Origin of the sequence: Pseudomonas akapageensis (assembly GCF_011355085.1) — a bacterium.
Taxonomy (GTDB): Bacteria; Pseudomonadota; Gammaproteobacteria; order Pseudomonadales; family Pseudomonadaceae; genus Aquipseudomonas; species Aquipseudomonas akapageensis.
The window spans coordinates 113,355-132,267 of the sequence record NZ_VXCP01000002.1 but is presented as its reverse complement, the minus strand read 5'-3'; the positions used below and the strand labels follow the sequence as shown (position 1 = coordinate 132,267).

The following is an 18,913-nucleotide window of genomic DNA, read 5'->3' as shown; positions in this document are numbered from 1 at the left end:
ATCACACCCCAATTTTGTGCAAGGCCAACGACATGACAGACACCCAGAACAAGAACTACATCATTGCCCTGGACCAGGGCACGACCAGTTCGCGGGCCATCATCTTCGATCGCGATGCCAACGTTGTCGGCACCTCACAACGTGAGTTCGCCCAGCACTATCCACAAGCGGGCTGGGTCGAGCACGACCCCATGGAAATCTTCGCCACCCAGAGCGCGACCATGGTCGAAGCCCTGGCGCAGGCCGGCCTGAGCCACGACCAGGTGGCTGCCATCGGCATCACCAACCAGCGCGAAACCACCGTGGTCTGGGACAAGGTCAGTGGCCGGCCGATCTACAACGCCATCGTCTGGCAGTGCCGGCGCAGCACCGAGATCTGCGAACAACTCAAACGCGATGGTCTGCAGGATTACATCAGCGAGACCACGGGCCTGGTCACCGACCCCTACTTCTCCGGCACCAAGCTGAAGTGGATCCTCGACAACGTCGAAGGCAGCCGCGAACGCGCCCGGCGCGGTGAACTGCTGTTCGGCACCATCGACAGCTGGCTGATCTGGAAATTCACCGGCGGCAAGGTCCACGTCACCGATTACACCAACGCGTCGCGCACCATGCTCTTCAATATCCATACCCTGCAGTGGGATGAGAAGATGCTCCAGGTGCTGGATATCCCACGCGAAATGCTGCCGCAAGTGCGCCCTTCGTCCGAAGTCTATGGCCACACCAAGAGCGGCATTGCCATTGCCGGTATCGCCGGCGACCAGCAGGCCGCGCTGTTCGGCCAGATGTGCGTCGAGCCCGGCCAGGCGAAGAACACCTATGGCACGGGCTGCTTCTTGCTGATGAACACCGGCGAGAAAGCGGTGAAGTCGTCCCACGGCATGCTGACCACCATCGCCTGCGGTCCTCGCGGCGAGGTCGCCTATGCCCTGGAAGGTGCTGTGTTCAATGGCGGCTCCACCGTCCAGTGGCTGCGCGACGAGCTGAAGATCATCAACGATGCCCACGACACCGAGTACTTCGCCGGCAAGGTCAAGGACAGCAACGGTGTCTACCTGGTCCCGGCCTTCACCGGCCTGGGCGCGCCCTACTGGGATCCTTATGCCCGCGGTGCACTGTTCGGCCTGACCCGTGGCGTGAAGGTCGACCACATCATCCGCGCGGCCCTGGAATCGATCGCCTACCAGACCCGCGACGTGCTCGACGCCATGCAACAGGATTCGGGCGAGCGCCTCAGCGCCCTGCGCGTGGATGGCGGTGCAGTGGCCAACAACTTCCTCATGCAGTTCCAGGCCGATATTCTCGGCACCCGCGTCGAACGCCCGCAAATGCGCGAAACCACGGCGTTGGGTGCCGCCTACCTGGCGGGTCTGGCCTGCGGGTTCTGGAGCAGCCTGGATGAGTTGCGCGGCAAGGCGGTGATCGAGCGCGAGTTCAGCCCGCTGCTGGGTGAGGAGCAGAAAGAGAAGCTGTATGCCGGTTGGTTGAGGGCGGTAGATCGTACCCGTGATTGGGAGCCGCACGAGGAGAATTGACGGCCCCCCTCGTTCCCACGCTCCGCGTGGGAATGCCGATTGTGACGTTCCGCGTCACGCCCGGACGCATCGACGCTGGAGCGTCTGGCACTGCATTCCCACGCGGAGCGTGGGAACGAGTAGGTTCCAGCCCCTGAAGGTAGCAGCAGACGCATTCATCCGGCATGATGGCGGAATTTGCATGGCAGCCCGAAGGAAAGCCCATGAACCTGCCTCCTCGTCAGCAGCAAATTCTCGAACTGGTCCGTGAGCGCGGCTATGTCAGCATTGAAGAAATGGCTCAGCTGTTCGATGTCACGCCGCAAACCATCCGCCGTGATATCAATCAATTGGCGGAAGTGAACCTGCTGCGCCGCTACCACGGTGGCGCCGCCTATGACTCGAGCATCGAAAACACCGCCTATGCCATGCGCGCCGATCAGATGCGCGATGAGAAGCAGCGCATTGCCGAAGCCATTGCCGCGCAGATCCCCGATCATGCTTCGCTGTTCATAAATATCGGCACCACCACCGAATCCATTGCGCGCGCCCTGCTCAATCACAACCACCTGAAAATCATCACCAACAACCTGCACGTGGCCTCGATCCTCAGCGGTAAAGATGATTTCGAGGTGCTGCTGGCCGGCGGCAATGTGCGTCGCGACGGTGGCGTGGTGGGTCAGGCCAGCGTGGACTTCATCAACCAGTTCAAGGTCGACTTCGCCCTGGTCGGTATCAGCGGCATCGATGAAGACGGCAGCCTGCTGGATTTCGATTACCAGGAAGTGCGCGTCTCCCAGGCGATCATCGCCAATGCACGCCAGGTCATACTGGCCGCCGACTCCAGCAAGTTCGGGCGCAATGCCATGGTGCGCCTGGGTCCCATCAGCCTGATCGATTGCCTGGTCACTGATCAGGCGCCGGTGCCGGCACTCGTCCAGTTGTTGAATCAGCACAAGATTCGTTTGGAAGTGGTCTGATTCAGCCACTCCTGTATTGCCTGTCCGGGCCTCATCGCTGGCAAGCCAGCTCCCACAGTGGAATGTGCAACACAGAACCCCTGTGGGAGCTGGCTTGCCAGCGAATGGGGCCGCCAGAATGTTCGATAATTTTCACTTACAGCCGCCGCGATGAGTATTTTCTATCGATCGCAGGTGGAAGTGCGCGTTTTATTCGGCTACTATTTTCGAAAATGAACATTGATGTTCGAATTCAATTCTCGAAAATGCTTTTTCCTACAAAAAAGCAGGAGGCCGTTACATGCTCCAGTCCACCTTATCCACACCTCCCTTGGCCGAAACCTATGACCTGGCTGTCATCGGTGGCGGCATCAATGGCGTGGGGATCGCAGCCGATGCGGCGGGGCGCGGCCTCTCGGTATTTCTGTGCGAGAAGGACGACCTGGCCAGCCACACGTCCTCGGCCAGCAGCAAGCTGATCCATGGCGGCCTGCGCTACCTCGAACACTACGAATTTCGCCTGGTACGTGAAGCCCTCGCTGAGCGCGAAGTGCTGCTGAGCAAGGCGCCGCATATCGTCAAACCCATGCGCTTCGTATTGCCCCATCGCCCGCACCTGCGCCCGGCGTGGATGATTCGCGCCGGCCTGTTTCTCTACGATCATCTGGGCAAGCGGGAAAAACTCGCAGGTTCGCGCACCCTGCACCTGGGTGCCGATAGTCCGCTGAAAGCCGACATCACCCGTGCTTTCGAATACTCCGATTGCGCCGTCGACGACGCCCGCCTGGTCGTGCTCAATGCCATGGCAGCCCGCGAACAAGACGCGCATATTCACACCCGAACCCGCTGCCTCAGCGCCCGCCGCGTCAAGGGTGTGTGGCTTGTACAACTGGAACGCGCCGATGGCAGCCTGTTTTCCATACGCGCCAGGGCACTGGTCAACGCAGCAGGTCCCTGGGTGGCCAAATTCATCCGCGACGACCTGAAGATGGAATCGCCCTATGGCATCCGCCTGATTCAGGGCAGCCACCTGATCGTGCCGAAACTGTACGAAGGCGAACACGCCTATATTCTGCAGAACGAAGATCAACGCATCGTCTTCGCCATTCCCTACCTGGACCGTTTCACCCTGATCGGCACCACCGACCGTGAATACCAGGGCGATCCATCGAATGTCGCCATCACCGACGTCGAAACCGACTACCTGCTCAATGTGGTCAATGCGCACTTCACCCGGCAGCTGGAGCGCAGCGATATCCTCAACACCTACTCCGGTGTGCGCCCGCTGTGCAATGACGAATCGGACAACCCTTCGGCAGTGACCCGCGACTACACCCTGGCCCTGTCTTCCCTGCCGGGTGAAGCCCCCTTGTTGTCGGTGTTCGGTGGCAAGTTGACCACCTACCGCAAGCTGGCCGAATCGGCAATGGCGCAACTGGCGCCCTTCTTCAAGGACATGAAAGGCAGCTGGACCGCCACCGCCCCCCTGCCCGGCGGCGAAGGCATGACCACTTCGCGGGAACTGGCCGATGCAATCCTGGCGCGCTTTGGCTGGTTGCCGGCGCAAGTCGCCCGACGCTGGTCGACCAGCTACGGCAGCCGCAGCTGGCGCCTGCTCGAAGGCGTTCAAGGGCCTGATGACCTGGGCGAACTGATCGGCGCCGGTCTCTACACTCGCGAAGTCGATTATCTGTGCAGCGAAGAATGGGCCCTCGAAGCCCAGGACATCCTGTGGCGACGCAGCAAGCTGGGGCTCTTTACCACAGCGTCAGAGCAGGAACAGCTACAGCGCTACCTGGATAAGGTCAAACTCAACAAACACAAGATCGAAGCCGCCTGAGCGCAGGCACGCTTTTGCAAAAACGCCTCGCCGTGCCTGCACCGCGAGGCGTTTTCATTGCGGCGGATATCGTTCGGTTTCCCGAACAACAATTGCATGAAGAGTTCGGCATCCCGGACGTCAACCCCCTTCATTTTACCTTCAATAAATATTAATTCCCTTTAAATTCATACAGTTAACAGTGAAAGCCTGGCCTGGCACGGGTCATGCTCTACACTCCAGACGAATGCGCCAACACTTCATTGCTGCGTTCGCTGAACGACAGGGCCAGCCAAGGGCCCCATAAAAAAAACAACATCGAGGAAAGTTTGATGCGTATCGTTCCCCATCTAGTGGGCGCAGCCATTGCTGCCGCTCTGATTAGCACTCCAGTTTTCGCCGCCGAATTGACCGGCACACTGAAGAAAATCAAAGAGTCCGGCACCATCACCCTGGGGCACCGCGACGCCTCCATTCCGTTTTCCTACATCGCAGATGCTTCGGGCAAACCCGTCGGTTACTCCCATGACATCCAGATGGCAATAGTCGAGGCCCTGAAGAAGGACCTCGACGTTCCAAACCTGAACGTCAAATACAACCTCGTCACCTCTCAGACGCGCATCCCGCTGGTGCAGAACGGCACCGTGGACGTCGAATGCGGCTCGACCACCAATAACGTCGAGCGTCAGCAGCAAGTCGACTTCTCCGTCGGTATCTTCGAGATCGGTACCCGCCTGCTGTCCAAGAAGGACTCCGCCTACAAGGATTTCCCGGACCTCAAAGGCAAGAACGTGGTCACCACCGCCGGCACCACCTCCGAGCGTATCCTCAAATCGATGAACGCCGACAAGCAGATGGGCATGAACGTCATCTCGGCCAAGGACCACGGCGAGTCCTTCCAGATGCTCGAGTCCGGCCGTGCGGTTGCCTTCATGATGGACGACGCCCTGCTCGCCGGTGAAGCGGCCAAGGCCAAGAAAGCGGACGACTGGGCCGTCACTGGCACCCCGCAATCCTATGAGATCTACGGCTGCATGATGCGCAAGGGCGATGCGCCATTCAAGAAAGCCGTCGACGACGCCATCGTTGCCCTCTACAAATCGGGCGAGATCAACAAGATCTACGATAAATGGTTCATGCAGCCAATCCCGCCGAAGGGCCTGAACCTGAACTTCCCGATGAGCGACGAGCTCAAGGCACTGATCGCCAATCCCACCGATAAAGCCGCTGACGAAAAAAAATCCTGAGCAGTGACTAACCTTTCACTTGAGAGCGCCCCGGGCGCTCTCAAGTGCTCGAAGGTGCCCGTGAATTGACTGATCCGAGGGGAGACCCTGATGAATTACAACTGGGACTGGGGCGTGTTCTTCAAGTCCACCGGCATCGGCAGCGAGATCTATCTGGACTGGTTCGTGACCGGCCTGGGCTGGACCATCGCCATTGCTGTCTGTGCCTGGATAATTGCCTTGCTGCTGGGTTCGATACTCGGCGTGATGCGCACGGTTCCGAACCGCTGGGTATCGGGCTTCGCCACTGCGTATGTGGAACTCTTTCGTAACGTGCCGCTGCTGGTGCAGCTGTTCATCTGGTACTTCCTGGTACCGGACCTGCTGCCGGAAAACCTGCAGGAGTGGTACAAGCAGGACCTCAACCCGACCACTTCGGCGCTGATCAGTGTCGTCGTGTGCCTGGGCCTGTTCACCGCCGCCCGGGTCTGCGAACAGGTCCGCACCGGGATCCAGGCGCTGCCACGTGGCCAGGAAGCCGCGGCCCGCGCCATGGGTTTCCGCTTGCCACAGGTCTATTGGAATGTCCTGCTGCCGCAGGCCTACCGCATCATCATTCCGCCGCTCACCTCTGAATTTCTCAACGTGTTCAAGAATTCGTCGGTGGCCTCCCTGATCGGCCTGATGGAGCTGCTCGCGCAAACCAAACAGACGGCCGAGTTCTCCGCCAACCTGTTTGAAGCCTTCACCCTGGCAACCCTGATCTACTTCACCCTGAACATGAGCCTGATGCTGCTGATGCGCATGGTCGAGAAGAAAGTCTCGGTGCCCGGCCTGATCTCCGTGGGGGGTAAATGATGGACTTCAGTGGAATCATTCCCTCCCTGCCGGGCCTGTGGAACGGCATGCTGATGACCCTGCAGCTGATGGTCCTCGGGGTAATCGGCGGTATCGTCCTGGGCACCATCCTGGCCCTGTGCCGGCTGTCCTCGAACAAGCTGCTGAGCAACCTTGCCGGCGCCTATGTGAACTATTTCCGTTCCATTCCGCTGCTGCTGGTCATCACCTGGTTCTACCTGGCGGTGCCGTTCATATTGCGCTGGATCACAGGCGAAGATACGCCGGTAGGTGCATTCACTTCGTGCCTGATCGCCTTCATGATGTTTGAAGCGGCGTACTTCTGCGAAATCGTCCGTGCCGGCGTACAATCGATCTCCAAGGGTCAAATGGGTGCCGCCCAGGCCCTGGGCATGAACTATGGCCAGACCATGCGCCTGATCATCCTGCCCCAGGCCTTCCGCAAGATGACCCCGCTGCTGCTGCAGCAGAGCATCATCCTGTTCCAGGACACCTCGCTGGTCTATGCCGTGGGCCTGGTGGACTTCCTCAACTCCGCACGCGCCAGTGGCGACATCATCGGGCGCTCCAACGAGTTCCTGGTCTTCGCCGGCTTCGTTTACTTCGTCATCAGCTTCTCCGCCTCCTTCCTGGTCAAGCGCCTGCAAAAAAGGTTAACCGTATGATCTCTATCAAGAACGTCAACAAGTGGTACGGAGACTTCCAGGTGCTGACCGATTGCACCACGGAGGTGAAGAAAGGCGAAGTGGTAGTCGTCTGCGGCCCTTCGGGTTCGGGTAAGTCCACCCTGATCAAATGCGTCAACGCCCTGGAACCCTTCCAGAAAGGTGACGTCGTGGTCGATGGCACCTCGATCGCCGATCCCAAGACCAACCTGCCCAAGCTGCGCTCGCGGGTCGGCATGGTGTTCCAGCATTTCGAACTGTTCCCGCACCTCACCATCACCGAGAACCTGACCATCGCACAGATCAAGGTGCTGGGGCGCAGCAAGGAGGAGGCCACCAAGAAAGGCCTGCAACTGCTCGAGCGCGTCGGCCTTTCCGCCCACGCGCACAAGCACCCGGGGCAGTTGTCCGGCGGTCAGCAACAGCGTGTGGCGATTGCCCGCGCCCTGGCCATGGACCCGATCGTCATGCTGTTCGACGAACCGACCTCGGCACTGGACCCGGAAATGGTCAACGAAGTGCTCGACGTGATGGTGCAACTGGCCCACGAAGGCATGACCATGATGTGCGTGACCCACGAAATGGGTTTCGCCCGCAAGGTGGCCAACCGGGTGATCTTTATGGACAAGGGCATGATCATCGAGGACTGCCAGAAGGAAGAGTTCTTCGGCAACACCGGCGCCCGTCATGAGCGCACCCAGCACTTCCTGGCCAAGATCCTCCAGCACTAAGGTCGGTTGTCCCGTGCCCGGCTCCGTCGGGCACAGGCGGCTGGTCGTACCAAGGCGACTGTGATGAAATGCGACCCCACTCTCTATCGCGCATCAACGCCTGCCCTTGCCGTGAAACCCCGCCTGATTCGCCATTTTTTCCTGCCACCACTGATCATCCTGCTGATGCTGGGGCTGGGTTATGCCGCCTACCTGGTCAGTGAACGCATCGGCATCCGCACCCTGAGCGAAACCGGTGAACGGCAGCTGGAGCTGCACGCGCGCGGGGTCGAAAGCGAAATCAGCAAATACACCTACCTGCCGAGCCTGCTCGAGCTGGAAGACAATGTTTCCAAACTGCTCACCGAACCGGACGGCGAGCATCGCCAGGCCGTCAATACCTACCTGGAAGGCCTGAATCGCCGCAGCCGCAGCCGGGCAATCTATGTGCTCGATACCACCGGCCGCGTCCAGGCCAGCAGCAACTGGCGTGACAACGACAGTTATCTGGGTGAAGACCTGTCCTTCCGTGCCTATTTCCAGGACGCCGTGCGCGGCCTGCCAGGTCGCTTCTATGGCATCGGCAGCACCACCGGCGAACCCGGCTATTACCTGGCCCATGGCCTGGAAGAGCGCGGCAAGATCATCGGCGTGGCGGTGATCAAGGTGCGCATGGAAGCCCTTGAAGAGCGTTGGCAGCGGGCCCGTCTGGAAGCGTTCGTCAGTGACGAGAATGGCATCATCATTCTATCCAGCGATCCGGCCCGACGCCTCAAGTCGGTCGCCCCCCTGACCCCGGATGTTAAGGAGCGCCTCGCGCGCAGCCTGCAGTATTACTGGTGGCCGCTCAACGAACTGCAGCCCCTGGCACGTGAGCGCCTCGGCGAGAACGTCGAAAAGCTGACCTTCCCGGCCATGGATAACAGTGAGCGCGAAGTCAGCTATCTGGCACAGACCCGGGGGCTGAGCGATACACCCTGGCATTTCACCTTGCTCACCCCCCTGCAGGACCTGCGCCATGAAGCGATCACCCAGGGCGTGCTGATGGGCGTGGCCTTCGCCCTGCTGGCCATCCTGCTGATTGCCTGGAACGAACGACGCAAGGTCATCGCCACCCGCCTGGCCGCTCGTGAAGCGCTGGAGGAAGCCAACAGCCAGCTCGAACGCAAGATCACCGACCGCACCGCCGACCTGCGCGCCAGCAACGAACGCCTCAAAGGCCAGATCCGTGAACGACGCCAGGCCGAGGAAACCTTGCGCCGGGCCCAGGACGAACTGGTCCAGGCCGGCAAACTGGCGGCTATCGGGCAGATGTCGACCAGCATCGCCCACGAACTGAACCAACCGCTGGCGGCCTTGCGTACCCTATCGGGCAATACCGTGCGCTTTCTCGAGCGCGGTGCGCTGGACACGGCCAGCACCAACCTGCGCACCATGAACGAGCTGATCGACCGCATGGGCCGGATCACCGCCAGCCTGCGCTCCTTTGCAAGGCGTGGAGACGACCGTGGAGAAGCGTCCCTGGCCAAGGCCGTGGATGCAACCCTGCAGGTACTCGGTACGCGCCTGGAAAACAGCAACCTGCGCCTGCACCGCGACTTCAGTGACCAGAAGCTGGCCATTGATCAGACCCGCCTGGAGCAAATCCTGGTCAACCTGATCGGCAATGCCCTGGATGCCATGCAGGCGCAGCCGCAGCCCGAGCTCTGGCTCGAGGGCGAGCGGACAGACGACAAGTACCGATTGCGCGTTCGCGACAACGGCCACGGTATCGATTCCGAGGCCCGCAAGCACCTGTTCGAGCCCTTCTTCACCACCAAACCCGGAGAACAGGGGCTGGGCCTTGGCCTGACCCTGTCCGCCAGCCTCGCCGCGGCCGCCGGTGGCAGCCTCAGTGTCGAACATCCTGCCAGTGGCGGGACCGCCTTCACCCTGAGCCTGCCCCTGCTTGACGCCCCATCCCAGCCAGCCGAGCCGATATGAACACTTCGCCCCTTACCGTCCTGATCGTCGAAGACGACCCCCATGTACTGCTCGGGTGCCAGCAGGCCCTGGCCCTGGAAGACATCGTCAGTGAAGGCGTCGGCAGTGCCGAAGAAGCGCTGGAGCGCATTGGCGACGACTTCGCCGGGATCGTCGTCAGTGATATCCGCCTGCCGGGTATCGATGGCCTGGAGCTGCTGACCCGGCTCAAGGCACGTGACCGCAGCCTGCCGGTGGTGCTGATCACCGGCCACGGTGACATCAACATGGCGGTGGGTGCCATGCGTGACGGTGCCTATGACTTCATGGAAAAGCCCTTCTCGCCGGAACGACTGGTCGATGTCGTGCGCCGCGCCCTCGAAAAGCGCGGCCTGGCCCGGGAAGTCTTCTCGCTGCGCCGGCAACTGGCCGAGCGCAATTCGCTGGAGGGGCGGATCATTGGCCGTTCACCAGCCATGCAGAACCTGCGCGAGCTGATCGCCAACGTCGCCGACACCTCGGCCAACGTGCTGATCGAAGGCGAGACCGGCACTGGCAAGGAACTGGTTGCACGTTGCCTGCACGACTTCAGCCGGCGCCAGGCTCAGCCGTTCGTTGCCCTGAACTGCGGCGGCCTGCCCGAGAACCTGTTCGAAAGCGAAATCTTCGGCCACGAGGCCAATGCCTTCACCGGCGCGGGCAAGCGTCGCATCGGCAAGATCGAGCATGCAAACGGAGGTACGCTGTTTCTCGACGAAGTCGAAAGCATGCCCATCAACCTGCAGATCAAACTGCTGCGCGTCTTGCAGGAACGTACTCTGGAGCGCCTGGGTTCGAACCAGAGTATTGCCGTGGATTGCCGCATCATCGCGGCGACCAAATCCGACCTGGATGCCCTCAGCCAGGCCAGCCAGTTCCGCAGCGACCTGTACTACCGCCTCAATGTGGTCACCCTGGAACTGCCGCCATTGCGCGAGCGCCGCGAAGATATCCTGCAGCTGTTCGAACACTTCCTGCAGCAATCGGCCCTGCGCTTCGACCGTGATATCCCCGAGCTCGACAGCCAGACCCTGTCGCGCCTGATGGCCCACGAATGGCCCGGCAACGTGCGCGAACTGCGCAACGTCGCCGAACGTTATGCCCTTGGCCTGCCCGCCTTCAAGAAACCCGGTACCAGTAGTCAGACCCAGGGCCTGGGATTTTCCGAGGCGGTCGAAGCCTTCGAGCGCAACCTGCTCAGCGAGGCCCTGCAACGCAGCGGCGGCAATCTGAGCCAGGCCAGCCAGGAACTGGGCATGGCCAAGACCACCCTGTTCGACAAGGTCAAGAAATACGGCCTGGGCTAGGCCTTTGACCAGTAGAGCAGGCTATAGCTGCGCCCAGTGGCTGACATCCTCGCGGTGCGCCTTGAGATACGGCAGCACCGCCGCCAGCAACGGCCCCTTGAACTGCTCCTGGAAGCGATGGGCCAACCCCGGTATCAAGCGCAACTGGCTGCCCTGGATATGCGCCGCCAGATGCACTCCGTGCATGACCGGCAGCAAGGGGTCGGCGGTGCCGTGCACCACCAGCGCCGGAACGCGCAATTGGTTGAGCAATTCGACCCGGCTCGGCTCGGCCATGATCGCCAGGATCTGCCGCTTCACGCCTTCAGGGTTGAATGCCCGGTCGTAGGATTCGGCCGCCTGCTGCAACAGTTGCTCGCGGTCATCGGCGACCGTCGGGCTGCCCAACGCAGCCAATAGATCAGCCTGTTGCTCCAGCGCGACTTCGCGGTTGGGCGCGCTGCGCCTGGCCAGCAACTCCATGAGGGCAGCACTCGGCGCCGGCAACCCTTCGGCACCGGAACTGGACATGATCAGAGTCAGGCTCTCGACCCGTTGCGGCGCCATGGCGGCCAGGTGCTGGGCGATCATCCCGCCCATGCTCGCGCCCAGCACGTGGAACTGCTCCACATGCAACGCATCCATCAATCCCAGCGCATCATCGGCCATGTCGGTCAGGGTATAAGGCGCCGACACCCCGAGCCCGAGCTTGTAGCGCAGGGCTTCATAGGTCAGGTTGGCGCTGGCCGGGGTCTGGTTCCAGCTCGACAGACCCACATCGCGATTGTCGTAGCGGATGACCCGAAAGCCCTGCTGGCACAGCGCGACCACCACTTCGTCCGGCCAATGAATGAGCTGCCCACCCAGGCCCATGATCAGCACCAGCGCAGGATCCGACTCGCGACCGATGCTCTGGTAGGCGATGCTGACTTGCGCAAGTGTGGCCCGCTCAGTCGGCACCTCGACCGAGCAGCGCTGGGCCGCAAAGGCAGAAAAGCCGCACACAAGTGCGGCCAGAAATAGAATGACCCGCATGAAAAACACCAAAAAACAGATTCCCAGTAGAGCGAGAGTCTGATGATGTTTGTTCAAGCGCGCTGCCACAGTTCCGTGACAATTTGATGACGGGCGCTCAACGGTCGGGTTCTATGTTGTTCTTTAGGGCCCTATCGCTGGCAAGCCAGCTCCCACAGGGAATTGCGGTGCACACTGGACCTCTGTGGGAGCTGGCTTGCCAGCGATGAGGCCCTTAAGGCCACCCATCACGCCAACTGATTACGCAACTGCCGCGCCGCCGCCACCATATTCACCAACGCCGCCTCGGTCTCCGGCCAGCCACGGGTTTTCAATCCGCAATCCGGATTGACCCACAACCGCTCGGCCGGAATACGCTGCACCGCCTTGCTCATCAACTTGACCATCTGCGCCGTATCCGGCACCCGTGGCGAGTGGATGTCGTACACCCCCGGGCCGATGTCATTCGGGTAGTCGAACGCCTCGAAGGCATCCAGCAGTTCCATGTCCGAACGCGAGGTTTCGATGGTGATCACGTCGGCATCCATGGCCGCGATGGCCTGGATCACGTCGTTGAACTCGCTGTAGCACATATGCGTATGGATCTGCGTCTCGTCGCGTACGCCGCTGGCACAGAGGCGGAAGGCCTCCACGGCCCAGTCCAGGTAGTCCTGCCATTGCGCACGGCGCAGCGGCAGGCCTTCGCGGAAGGCGGCTTCGTCGATCTGCACGATCTTGATCCCGGCCTGTTCCAGGTCGACCACTTCATCGCGGATCGCCAGCGCCAGTTGCTGGGCCTGGACCTTGCGCGATACATCTTCGCGAGGGAAAGACCACATCAGCATGGTCACGGGACCGGTCAGCATGCCTTTCATGGTTTTTTCGGTCAGGCTCTGGGCGTACTGGATCCAGCTGACCGTCATCGCTTGCGGGCGGCTCAGGTCGCCATAAATGATTGCCGGTTTCACACAGCGCGAACCGTAGCTCTGCACCCAGCCGAATCGAGTAAAGATGTAGCCGTCCAGTTGCTCGGCGAAGTACTCGACCATGTCATTGCGCTCGGCTTCACCGTGCACCAGCACGTCCAGCCCCAGGCGTTCCTGCACTTGCACGGCATGGCGGATTTCGCTGTGCATGGCATCGGTGTAGTCATTGGCCGAGAGCTTGCCCTGCTTGAATGCCTGGCGCGCCAGGCGGATCGACGCGGTCTGCGGGAACGAACCAATGGTGGTGGTAGGAAATGCCGGCAGTTTCAGGCGAGCCTGCTGAGCCTGGATACGCTGGGCGAAGGGCGACTGGCGCTGGCTGTCTTGCGCCGTAATCGCGGCCAGGCGCGCCTGGACCTCGGCCTTGTGAATCCGTGGCGACTGCGCCCGGCTCTGCTGCACGGCACGGCTGGCGGCCAGTGCCGCTTGCACCTTGGCCGATTGCGGGTTGACAAGCGCCTCGCCCAGCACGGCGATCTCGCCACACTTTTGCACGGCAAAGGCCAACCAGCCCTTGAGCTCGGCGTCCAGGCGATCCTCGCGGGCCAGGTCCACCGGGCTGTGCAACAACGAGCAGGATCCGGCCACCCACAGGTTCGCGCCAAAGCGCTGGCGAGCCTGTTGCAATTGCTCCAGGGCCGTTTCCAGATCGCAGCGCCAGACGTTACGGCCGTTGACCACGCCTACTGACAACACTTTGTAGCTGGGCAGGCGGTCAAGCACGGTGTTGAGCTGATCGGGCGCGCGGACCAGGTCGATATGCAAGCCATCGACCGGCAATCCAACGGCCAACCCAAGGTTGTCTTCCAGGCCGCCAAAGTAGGTCGCAATCAGTTTTTTCAGGGGCGAGTACTGGAGGATGTGGTAAGCGCGCTCGAAGGCATTCTTCCACGCCTGCGGCAGGTCCAGGCACAGGATCGGCTCATCGATCTGTACCCACTCCACCCCCTGGCGCGCCAGGCGGCCGAGAATTTCGCCGTAGATCGGCAACAGGCGCTCGAGCAGGTCGAGCTTGTCGAAGTCGTCGCCCTTGGTCTTGCCCAGCCAAAGGTAGGTCAGCGGGCCGATCACCACCGGCTTGACCTTGTGCCCCAGCGCCAGGGCTTCATCGACTTCGTCGAAGAGCTGCTCCCAGCTCAGCAGGAAACGCTGGTCAGCCGTGAACTCCGGTACCAGGTAGTGATAGTTGGTGTCGAACCACTTGGTGAGTTCCTGGGCGTACTGGGCCTGACCATGGCCACCGCCGCAGCAATGACTGGCACCACGTGCCATGGCGAACAGCGTGCCAAGGGTTGGCAGACCGTTTTCGCCGCGTGTGTCGCTGAAGCGCTCAGGCACCGCGCCAAAGGCCAGCGAGTGGGTCAGGACCTGGTCGTACCAGGCGAAGTCGCCGACCGGCAGCAACTCGATTCCGGCGTCTTTCTGCAACTGCCAATGGGCGGCCCGCAGTTCACGACCGACTGCCTCGAGGCCTGCTTGATCGAGGTCGCCCTTCCAATAGGATTCCAGGGCTTTTTTCAGTTCGCGGTCGGCGCCGATGCGCGGGAAACCGAGGTTGTGGGCCAGTGCCATGACAAACATGCTCCATGTAAATGATGGTGCTATTGTCGACAGCGGGACCAACATGAGACAAACTCAATAAATTCGTGTTCATCTCAAAATATATTCATGGAGCCTGTTGTGCTCGAGATTCGTCACCTGAAAACCCTGCACGCCTTGCGTGAGGCCGATAGCCTGGTCGAGGCCGCAGACCGCCTGCACCTGACCCAATCGGCCCTGTCTCACCAGTTCAAGGAGCTGGAAGAACGCCTGGGCATGCCGTTATTCATGCGCAAGACCAAACCGATTCGCTTTACCAGCGCCGGTTTGCGCCTGCTGCAACTGGCCGATGCGACCCTGCCGCTGCTGCGCGGCGCCGAACGTGACATCGCCCGGCTGGCAGGCGGCACCGCTGGCCGCCTGCATATGGCCATCGAATGCCACAGCTGCTTCCAGTGGCTGATGCCGACCATCGATCAGTTCCGCGATGCCTGGCCCGAGGTCGAACTGGACCTGGCCTCGGGCTTTGCCTTCGCCCCCCTGCCGGCGCTGGCGCGCGGTGACCTGGACCTGGTGGTGACCTCCGACCCGATCGATCTTCCCGGCATCACCTATGTTCCGCTGTTCACCTACGAAGCCATGCTCGCGGTGGCCAACCAGCACGCGCTGGCAAGCAAGCCCTACATCGTGCCCGAAGACCTGGCCAGCGAGACGCTGATCACCTACCCGGTGGAACGCGATCGCCTGGATATCTTCACCCGCTTCCTGGAGCCGGCCGACATCGAACCTGCCCAGGTTCGCACCTCGGAGCTGACCGTGATGATGATGCAACTGGTCGCCAGCGGCCGGGGCGTTTGCGGCATGCCGCACTGGGCACTGCATGAATACAGTTCGCGCGGCTACGTGAAGGCCAAGCGCCTGGGCGAGAAAGGCCTGTTCGCCACCCTCTACGCGGCGGTGCGCACCGATATGCTCGATGCGCCGTACATGCGCGACTTCCTCCTGACTGCCAAGGACACCTCGTTCTCGACTCTGGACGGCGTCAGTGCGGTGCGCTGAGGCGACTCATACCGTGCGCCGCTGCTCCTGCAGCAGGCGCAGCGCCAGCCCGGCCAGCACCAAGCCCATGACGTAACGCTGCAGCATCAGCCACAGCGGATAGCGCACGAACCAGGACGCCAGCCCGGCGGCGAACACGGCGATCAGCAGGTTGACCGAGAAGCTGACGGCAATCTGGGTCAGGCCCAGGGCCAGGCTCTGCAGCAGCACCGAGCCACGCTCGGGGGCTATGAACTGCGGCAACACCGAGAGATAGAACACCGCCACCTTGGGGTTCAATGCGCTGGTCAGAAACCCCATGAGCATCAGTCTGGGCACCGAGTCCGGCGGCAGTTGACGAGGCTCGAAGGGCGAGCGCGCTCCGGGCTTGACCGCTTGCCAGGCCAGCCACATCAGGTAGCCGGCTCCGGCCCACTTGAGCAGGTCGTAAGCCATCGGCACCGCCAGAAACAGTGCGGTCAGCCCCAGGGCGGCTGCCGTCATGTGCACCAGAAAGCCGCCGACTACCCCCACCAGCGAGGTGACCCCGGCCATCCGCCCCTGGCAGATCGAACGTGAAATCAGGTAGATCATGTTCGGCCCGGGCGTCAGTACCATCAACAACGCCGCGCCGGCAAACAACAGCCACTCATGGATTGGGATCATGTGCATTCCTTCGCAAAGAGCGTCAGGCAGGCAGTGCAGTTAACGTCCGGTACAGGGGCAAGATCAAGTCTCGCGTGAGCGGGGCCAATACCTGATCGATGGGGCCAGTGGCGTCGACCCAGACCACTTCTTCGATCTCGGCCGCCGGCACTACCTGCACCTTGGTGTGCAGCTGAAACAGTTCGGCCTGCACGATAAAGCCTGGTTCGTTGGCTGCGGGTGCGCTGAACTGGCCGAGGTAGATTGCCTCGGCTGGATCGACCTGCAAACCCAGCTCCTCGAACAATTCACGGGCCAGGGCCGCTGCCGGTTGTTCGTGCGGCTCGATTTTGCCACCGGGCTGCATGAATGCCTGGGTGCCGCGCTTGCGCACCAGCAGGGTCTGGCCCTGGGGGTTGAGCAACAAGGCGGCGGCGATGCGGATGGTTTGGGGCATGGGTGGGTCCGGTGCGGAAAAAGAGACAAGGATCCCATTGTTGTGGTGACCGTTCAATCGCATCGCTGGCTTGCCAGCGATGAGGCCGGTGTTGCCTGTAGAGATCTACAGTGCCCAACCACAAAACTTTGTAGAATCGGAAATTTCCCATCCCCAAAAGCGAATCTAGATGGAACTGATCCCTTGGTCGCATGACTGCGCCGAACATTTCACCCTGCGCGGCTGGCGTTCGCCGGCCAGCGGCAAGCCGCTGCTGCACTTTCTCCACGGCAACGGCTTCTGCAGCCTGGCCTATCAGCCGATGCTGGAGGTGTTGGCCACTCGCTTCGACCTCTGGCTCAGTGACGTGCAGGGCCATGGCGACAGTGACCATGGCGGCGCCTTTGTCGGCTGGAACCGCAGTGCCGAGCTTGCCATCGAAGCCTTCCAGGCAGGACGGGCCGAATATGGTCAGGTACCCTGTTTTGCGGTGGGGCACAGTTTCGGCGGGGTGCTGACCGGGCTGATGCTGGCCCGCGAACCCGGGTTGTTCCAGCGCGCCATGCTGCTCGATCCCGTGGTTTTCAGTCGCTCGATGATCGGCGTGATGGGCGTGGCTGCCTGGTTCGGCATGCACCGCCGGCACACCCTGGCGCGCAAGGCCGCGACCCGCCGCAGTCATTGGCCGGACCGGACCGCGGCCCATGCATCGCTGCACGGCCGGGGCATCTTCAAGGGCTGGAACGACGCCGCCTTGCAGGCCTATATCGACCATGCCATCGGCGACTGCGGCGAGGGCGTGGTGCTCAAGTGCCGGCCAAGCCGCGAAGTGGAGATCTTCAGTTCTTTCCCGCAGCGCATGTGGGCGTCGCTGGCACAGGTACAGACGCCGAGCCTGATCTTGCATGGCGAAAAGACCTACCCCTTCGTACCGGTGTCGGTGGCTCGCCTGACCCGACTCAACCCCTGCATCGAACGGCAGGTGGTGCCCGGGGGACACTGCTTCATGCAGGAAGATCCCCATGGCAGCGCGCACTTGGTGGAGCGTTATCTATTGACCACACCCAATGCCTGAACGCAACTTCAGCAGTATATATGTGTGGAAAAGCGCCCCTATGAGTAACAAAAATTCAAAGTAAATAACGAGGTAAATATAAAGCGTCGGCGTAGTCTTCAGAACGAGTAACTTCACAGGACGAATCCTATGCCACCCCTCATCTTTCCTCAGCATCCTTACTTGGAAGAGCGTTACCGCCATTCAGAGACACTTATCCAGTTTATCCGCGCGCGCCTGGCGTCTGCGACGAGTCGCGATCGCTTGCATCATTCAATGGCATTGGTGATCACAGGCTCGTTTGGACGTCATGAAGCTTCACCCAGCTCGGATATCGACTTTTTCCTGCTGCACGATAGTGAGAAACTCGACAGGCCGATGATCCAGGTTATCGAGCTACTTGAAAGGGAAATCGCCCCTCATACGCTGGCCAGCGACAATGACGCACAAAAGTTCAGTCTCACAGCCATCAGTCGATTTTCCGATATCATCGGGCACATCGGCGGCAAACAAGATACCTATGTAGCACTCACTCGCAGAATGCTTCTTTTACTTGAAGGCGACTGGTTGTTCGGTGAAGTCGCATTCCAGAACTACCGTCGTCATCTGCTGGAAAACTACATCAAGGTGGACGACAGTGACCGGTGCATTTCACGGTACTTGCTCAATGAGGTAGTGCGCTATTACCGCACCCTCATGACCAACTTCGATCATCAGGTAAGCGTACAGAATAAGCCCTGGGGATTACGTAACATAAAACTCCACTTCTCGCGCAAACTGCTATTCCTTTCGGGCATTGTTGCCATTGCTGAAACGACGACAATGCCACGGCTGGAAAAAATAGACCGCCTGTGCGCATTGTTCAGTTTGCCCCCATTGCAACGATTGGAAACACTGGGTCGGACCAACCCACTCACAACTCGACTACTTGATCTCTATGAGTGTTTCCTGAAGGCAATTTCCTCGACAGTTAATCGCCTGAAACTCGATGGCACCACTCGCCACAGTCGGCTCGAATGCTCACTCTATTGCGAGTTGAGAAACCAGGGAGAGAGTTTCTCGCAAACCTTGGAAGAATGGCTGCGTCTTCAGTATCCAGGGCATCCCATCCACCACGCATTATTGTTCTGAGCCAGACGACGAACACACCTTGCATCGCGTCG

Annotated in this window: 16 protein-coding genes; 12 read left to right on the top strand and 4 right to left on the bottom strand. The window is 60.9% G+C overall.

Annotated features, from left to right (window positions below; all coding sequences use genetic code 11):
* Positions 1–32: 32 nt before the first annotated feature.
* The 9 genes from glpK (at position 33) to aauR (ending at position 11,059) form a co-directional block, all read left to right on the top strand.
* Positions 33–1,535, top strand: coding sequence for a glycerol kinase GlpK (gene glpK / locus F2S13_RS02440; RefSeq protein ID WP_166358702.1), 1,503 nt, complete (start codon positions 33–35; stop codon positions 1,533–1,535).
* Positions 1,536–1,738: 203 nt separating this feature from the next.
* Positions 1,739–2,494, top strand: a complete 756-nt coding sequence (locus F2S13_RS02435; RefSeq protein WP_166358700.1) for a DeoR/GlpR family transcriptional regulator — start codon at positions 1,739–1,741, stop codon at positions 2,492–2,494.
* Between the two features lie 280 nt (positions 2,495–2,774).
* Positions 2,775–4,313: a glycerol-3-phosphate dehydrogenase gene (gene glpD, locus F2S13_RS02430; RefSeq protein WP_166358698.1), complete on the top strand. Its 1,539-nt coding sequence runs from the start codon at positions 2,775–2,777 to the stop codon at positions 4,311–4,313.
* 311 nt (positions 4,314–4,624) lie between these two features.
* Positions 4,625–5,539: a glutamate/aspartate ABC transporter substrate-binding protein gene (locus F2S13_RS02425; protein WP_166358696.1), complete on the top strand. Its 915-nt coding sequence runs from the start codon at positions 4,625–4,627 to the stop codon at positions 5,537–5,539.
* A gap of 90 nt (positions 5,540–5,629) precedes the next feature.
* Positions 5,630–6,376 (top strand): amino acid ABC transporter permease, encoded by a 747-nt coding sequence (locus F2S13_RS02420; protein WP_166358694.1) that lies wholly within the window; start codon positions 5,630–5,632, stop codon positions 6,374–6,376.
* Positions 6,373–7,041: an amino acid ABC transporter permease gene (locus tag F2S13_RS02415; protein ID WP_166358692.1), complete on the top strand. Its 669-nt coding sequence runs from the start codon at positions 6,373–6,375 to the stop codon at positions 7,039–7,041. Before F2S13_RS02420 ends, F2S13_RS02415 begins: the two co-directional genes overlap by 4 nt.
* Positions 7,038–7,772, top strand: a complete 735-nt coding sequence (locus tag F2S13_RS02410) for an amino acid ABC transporter ATP-binding protein (RefSeq protein WP_166358690.1) — start codon at positions 7,038–7,040, stop codon at positions 7,770–7,772. Before F2S13_RS02415 ends, F2S13_RS02410 begins: the two co-directional genes overlap by 4 nt.
* A gap of 63 nt (positions 7,773–7,835) precedes the next feature.
* Positions 7,836–9,734 carry a two-component sensor histidine kinase AauS gene (gene aauS / locus F2S13_RS02405; RefSeq protein ID WP_166358688.1) on the top strand — a complete coding sequence of 633 codons (1,899 nt, stop codon included), beginning with the start codon at positions 7,836–7,838 and terminating at the stop codon, positions 9,732–9,734.
* Positions 9,731–11,059, top strand: coding sequence for a two-component response regulator AauR (aauR, locus tag F2S13_RS02400; protein ID WP_166358686.1), 1,329 nt, complete (start codon positions 9,731–9,733; stop codon positions 11,057–11,059). Before aauS ends, aauR begins: the two co-directional genes overlap by 4 nt.
* 21 nt (positions 11,060–11,080) lie before the next feature.
* Here the strand turns inward: aauR and F2S13_RS02395 are convergent, their stop codons facing one another.
* Together F2S13_RS02395 and metE are read right to left on the bottom strand one after the other, a co-directional pair.
* Positions 11,081–12,073, bottom strand: a complete 993-nt coding sequence (locus F2S13_RS02395) for an alpha/beta fold hydrolase (RefSeq protein ID WP_166358684.1) — start codon at positions 12,071–12,073, stop codon at positions 11,081–11,083.
* 227 nt (positions 12,074–12,300) lie between these two features.
* On the bottom strand, positions 12,301–14,610 hold the full coding sequence (gene metE, locus F2S13_RS02390) for a 5-methyltetrahydropteroyltriglutamate--homocysteine S-methyltransferase (RefSeq protein WP_166358682.1): 2,310 nt from the start codon (positions 14,608–14,610) through the stop codon (positions 12,301–12,303).
* Positions 14,611–14,718: 108 nt separating this feature from the next.
* Between metE and metR the strand changes: the two genes are divergently transcribed.
* Positions 14,719–15,636 carry a transcriptional regulator MetR gene (gene metR, locus F2S13_RS02385; protein ID WP_166358680.1) on the top strand — a complete coding sequence of 306 codons (918 nt, stop codon included), beginning with the start codon at positions 14,719–14,721 and terminating at the stop codon, positions 15,634–15,636.
* A gap of 6 nt (positions 15,637–15,642) precedes the next feature.
* Here metR and F2S13_RS02380 read toward each other — a convergent pair whose 3' ends face one another.
* Together F2S13_RS02380 and F2S13_RS02375 are read right to left on the bottom strand one after the other, a co-directional pair.
* Entirely contained in the window at positions 15,643–16,281 is a 639-nt protein-coding gene (locus F2S13_RS02380) for a LysE family translocator (RefSeq protein WP_166358678.1), read from the bottom strand.
* Between the two features lie 22 nt (positions 16,282–16,303).
* Positions 16,304–16,717 (bottom strand): NUDIX hydrolase, encoded by a 414-nt coding sequence (locus F2S13_RS02375; RefSeq protein ID WP_166358676.1) that lies wholly within the window; start codon positions 16,715–16,717, stop codon positions 16,304–16,306.
* Positions 16,718–16,886: 169 nt separating this feature from the next.
* Here F2S13_RS02375 and F2S13_RS02370 point away from each other — a divergent pair, with 169 nt between their 5' ends.
* Together F2S13_RS02370 and F2S13_RS02365 are read left to right on the top strand one after the other, a co-directional pair.
* Entirely contained in the window at positions 16,887–17,771 is an 885-nt protein-coding gene (locus F2S13_RS02370; protein ID WP_166358674.1) for an alpha/beta fold hydrolase, read from the top strand.
* A gap of 129 nt (positions 17,772–17,900) precedes the next feature.
* A complete protein-coding gene (locus tag F2S13_RS02365) occupies positions 17,901–18,881 on the top strand; it encodes a nucleotidyltransferase domain-containing protein (RefSeq protein WP_166358672.1) in 981 nt (326 codons plus the stop codon).
* The last annotated feature ends 32 nt before the right edge of the window (positions 18,882–18,913 follow it).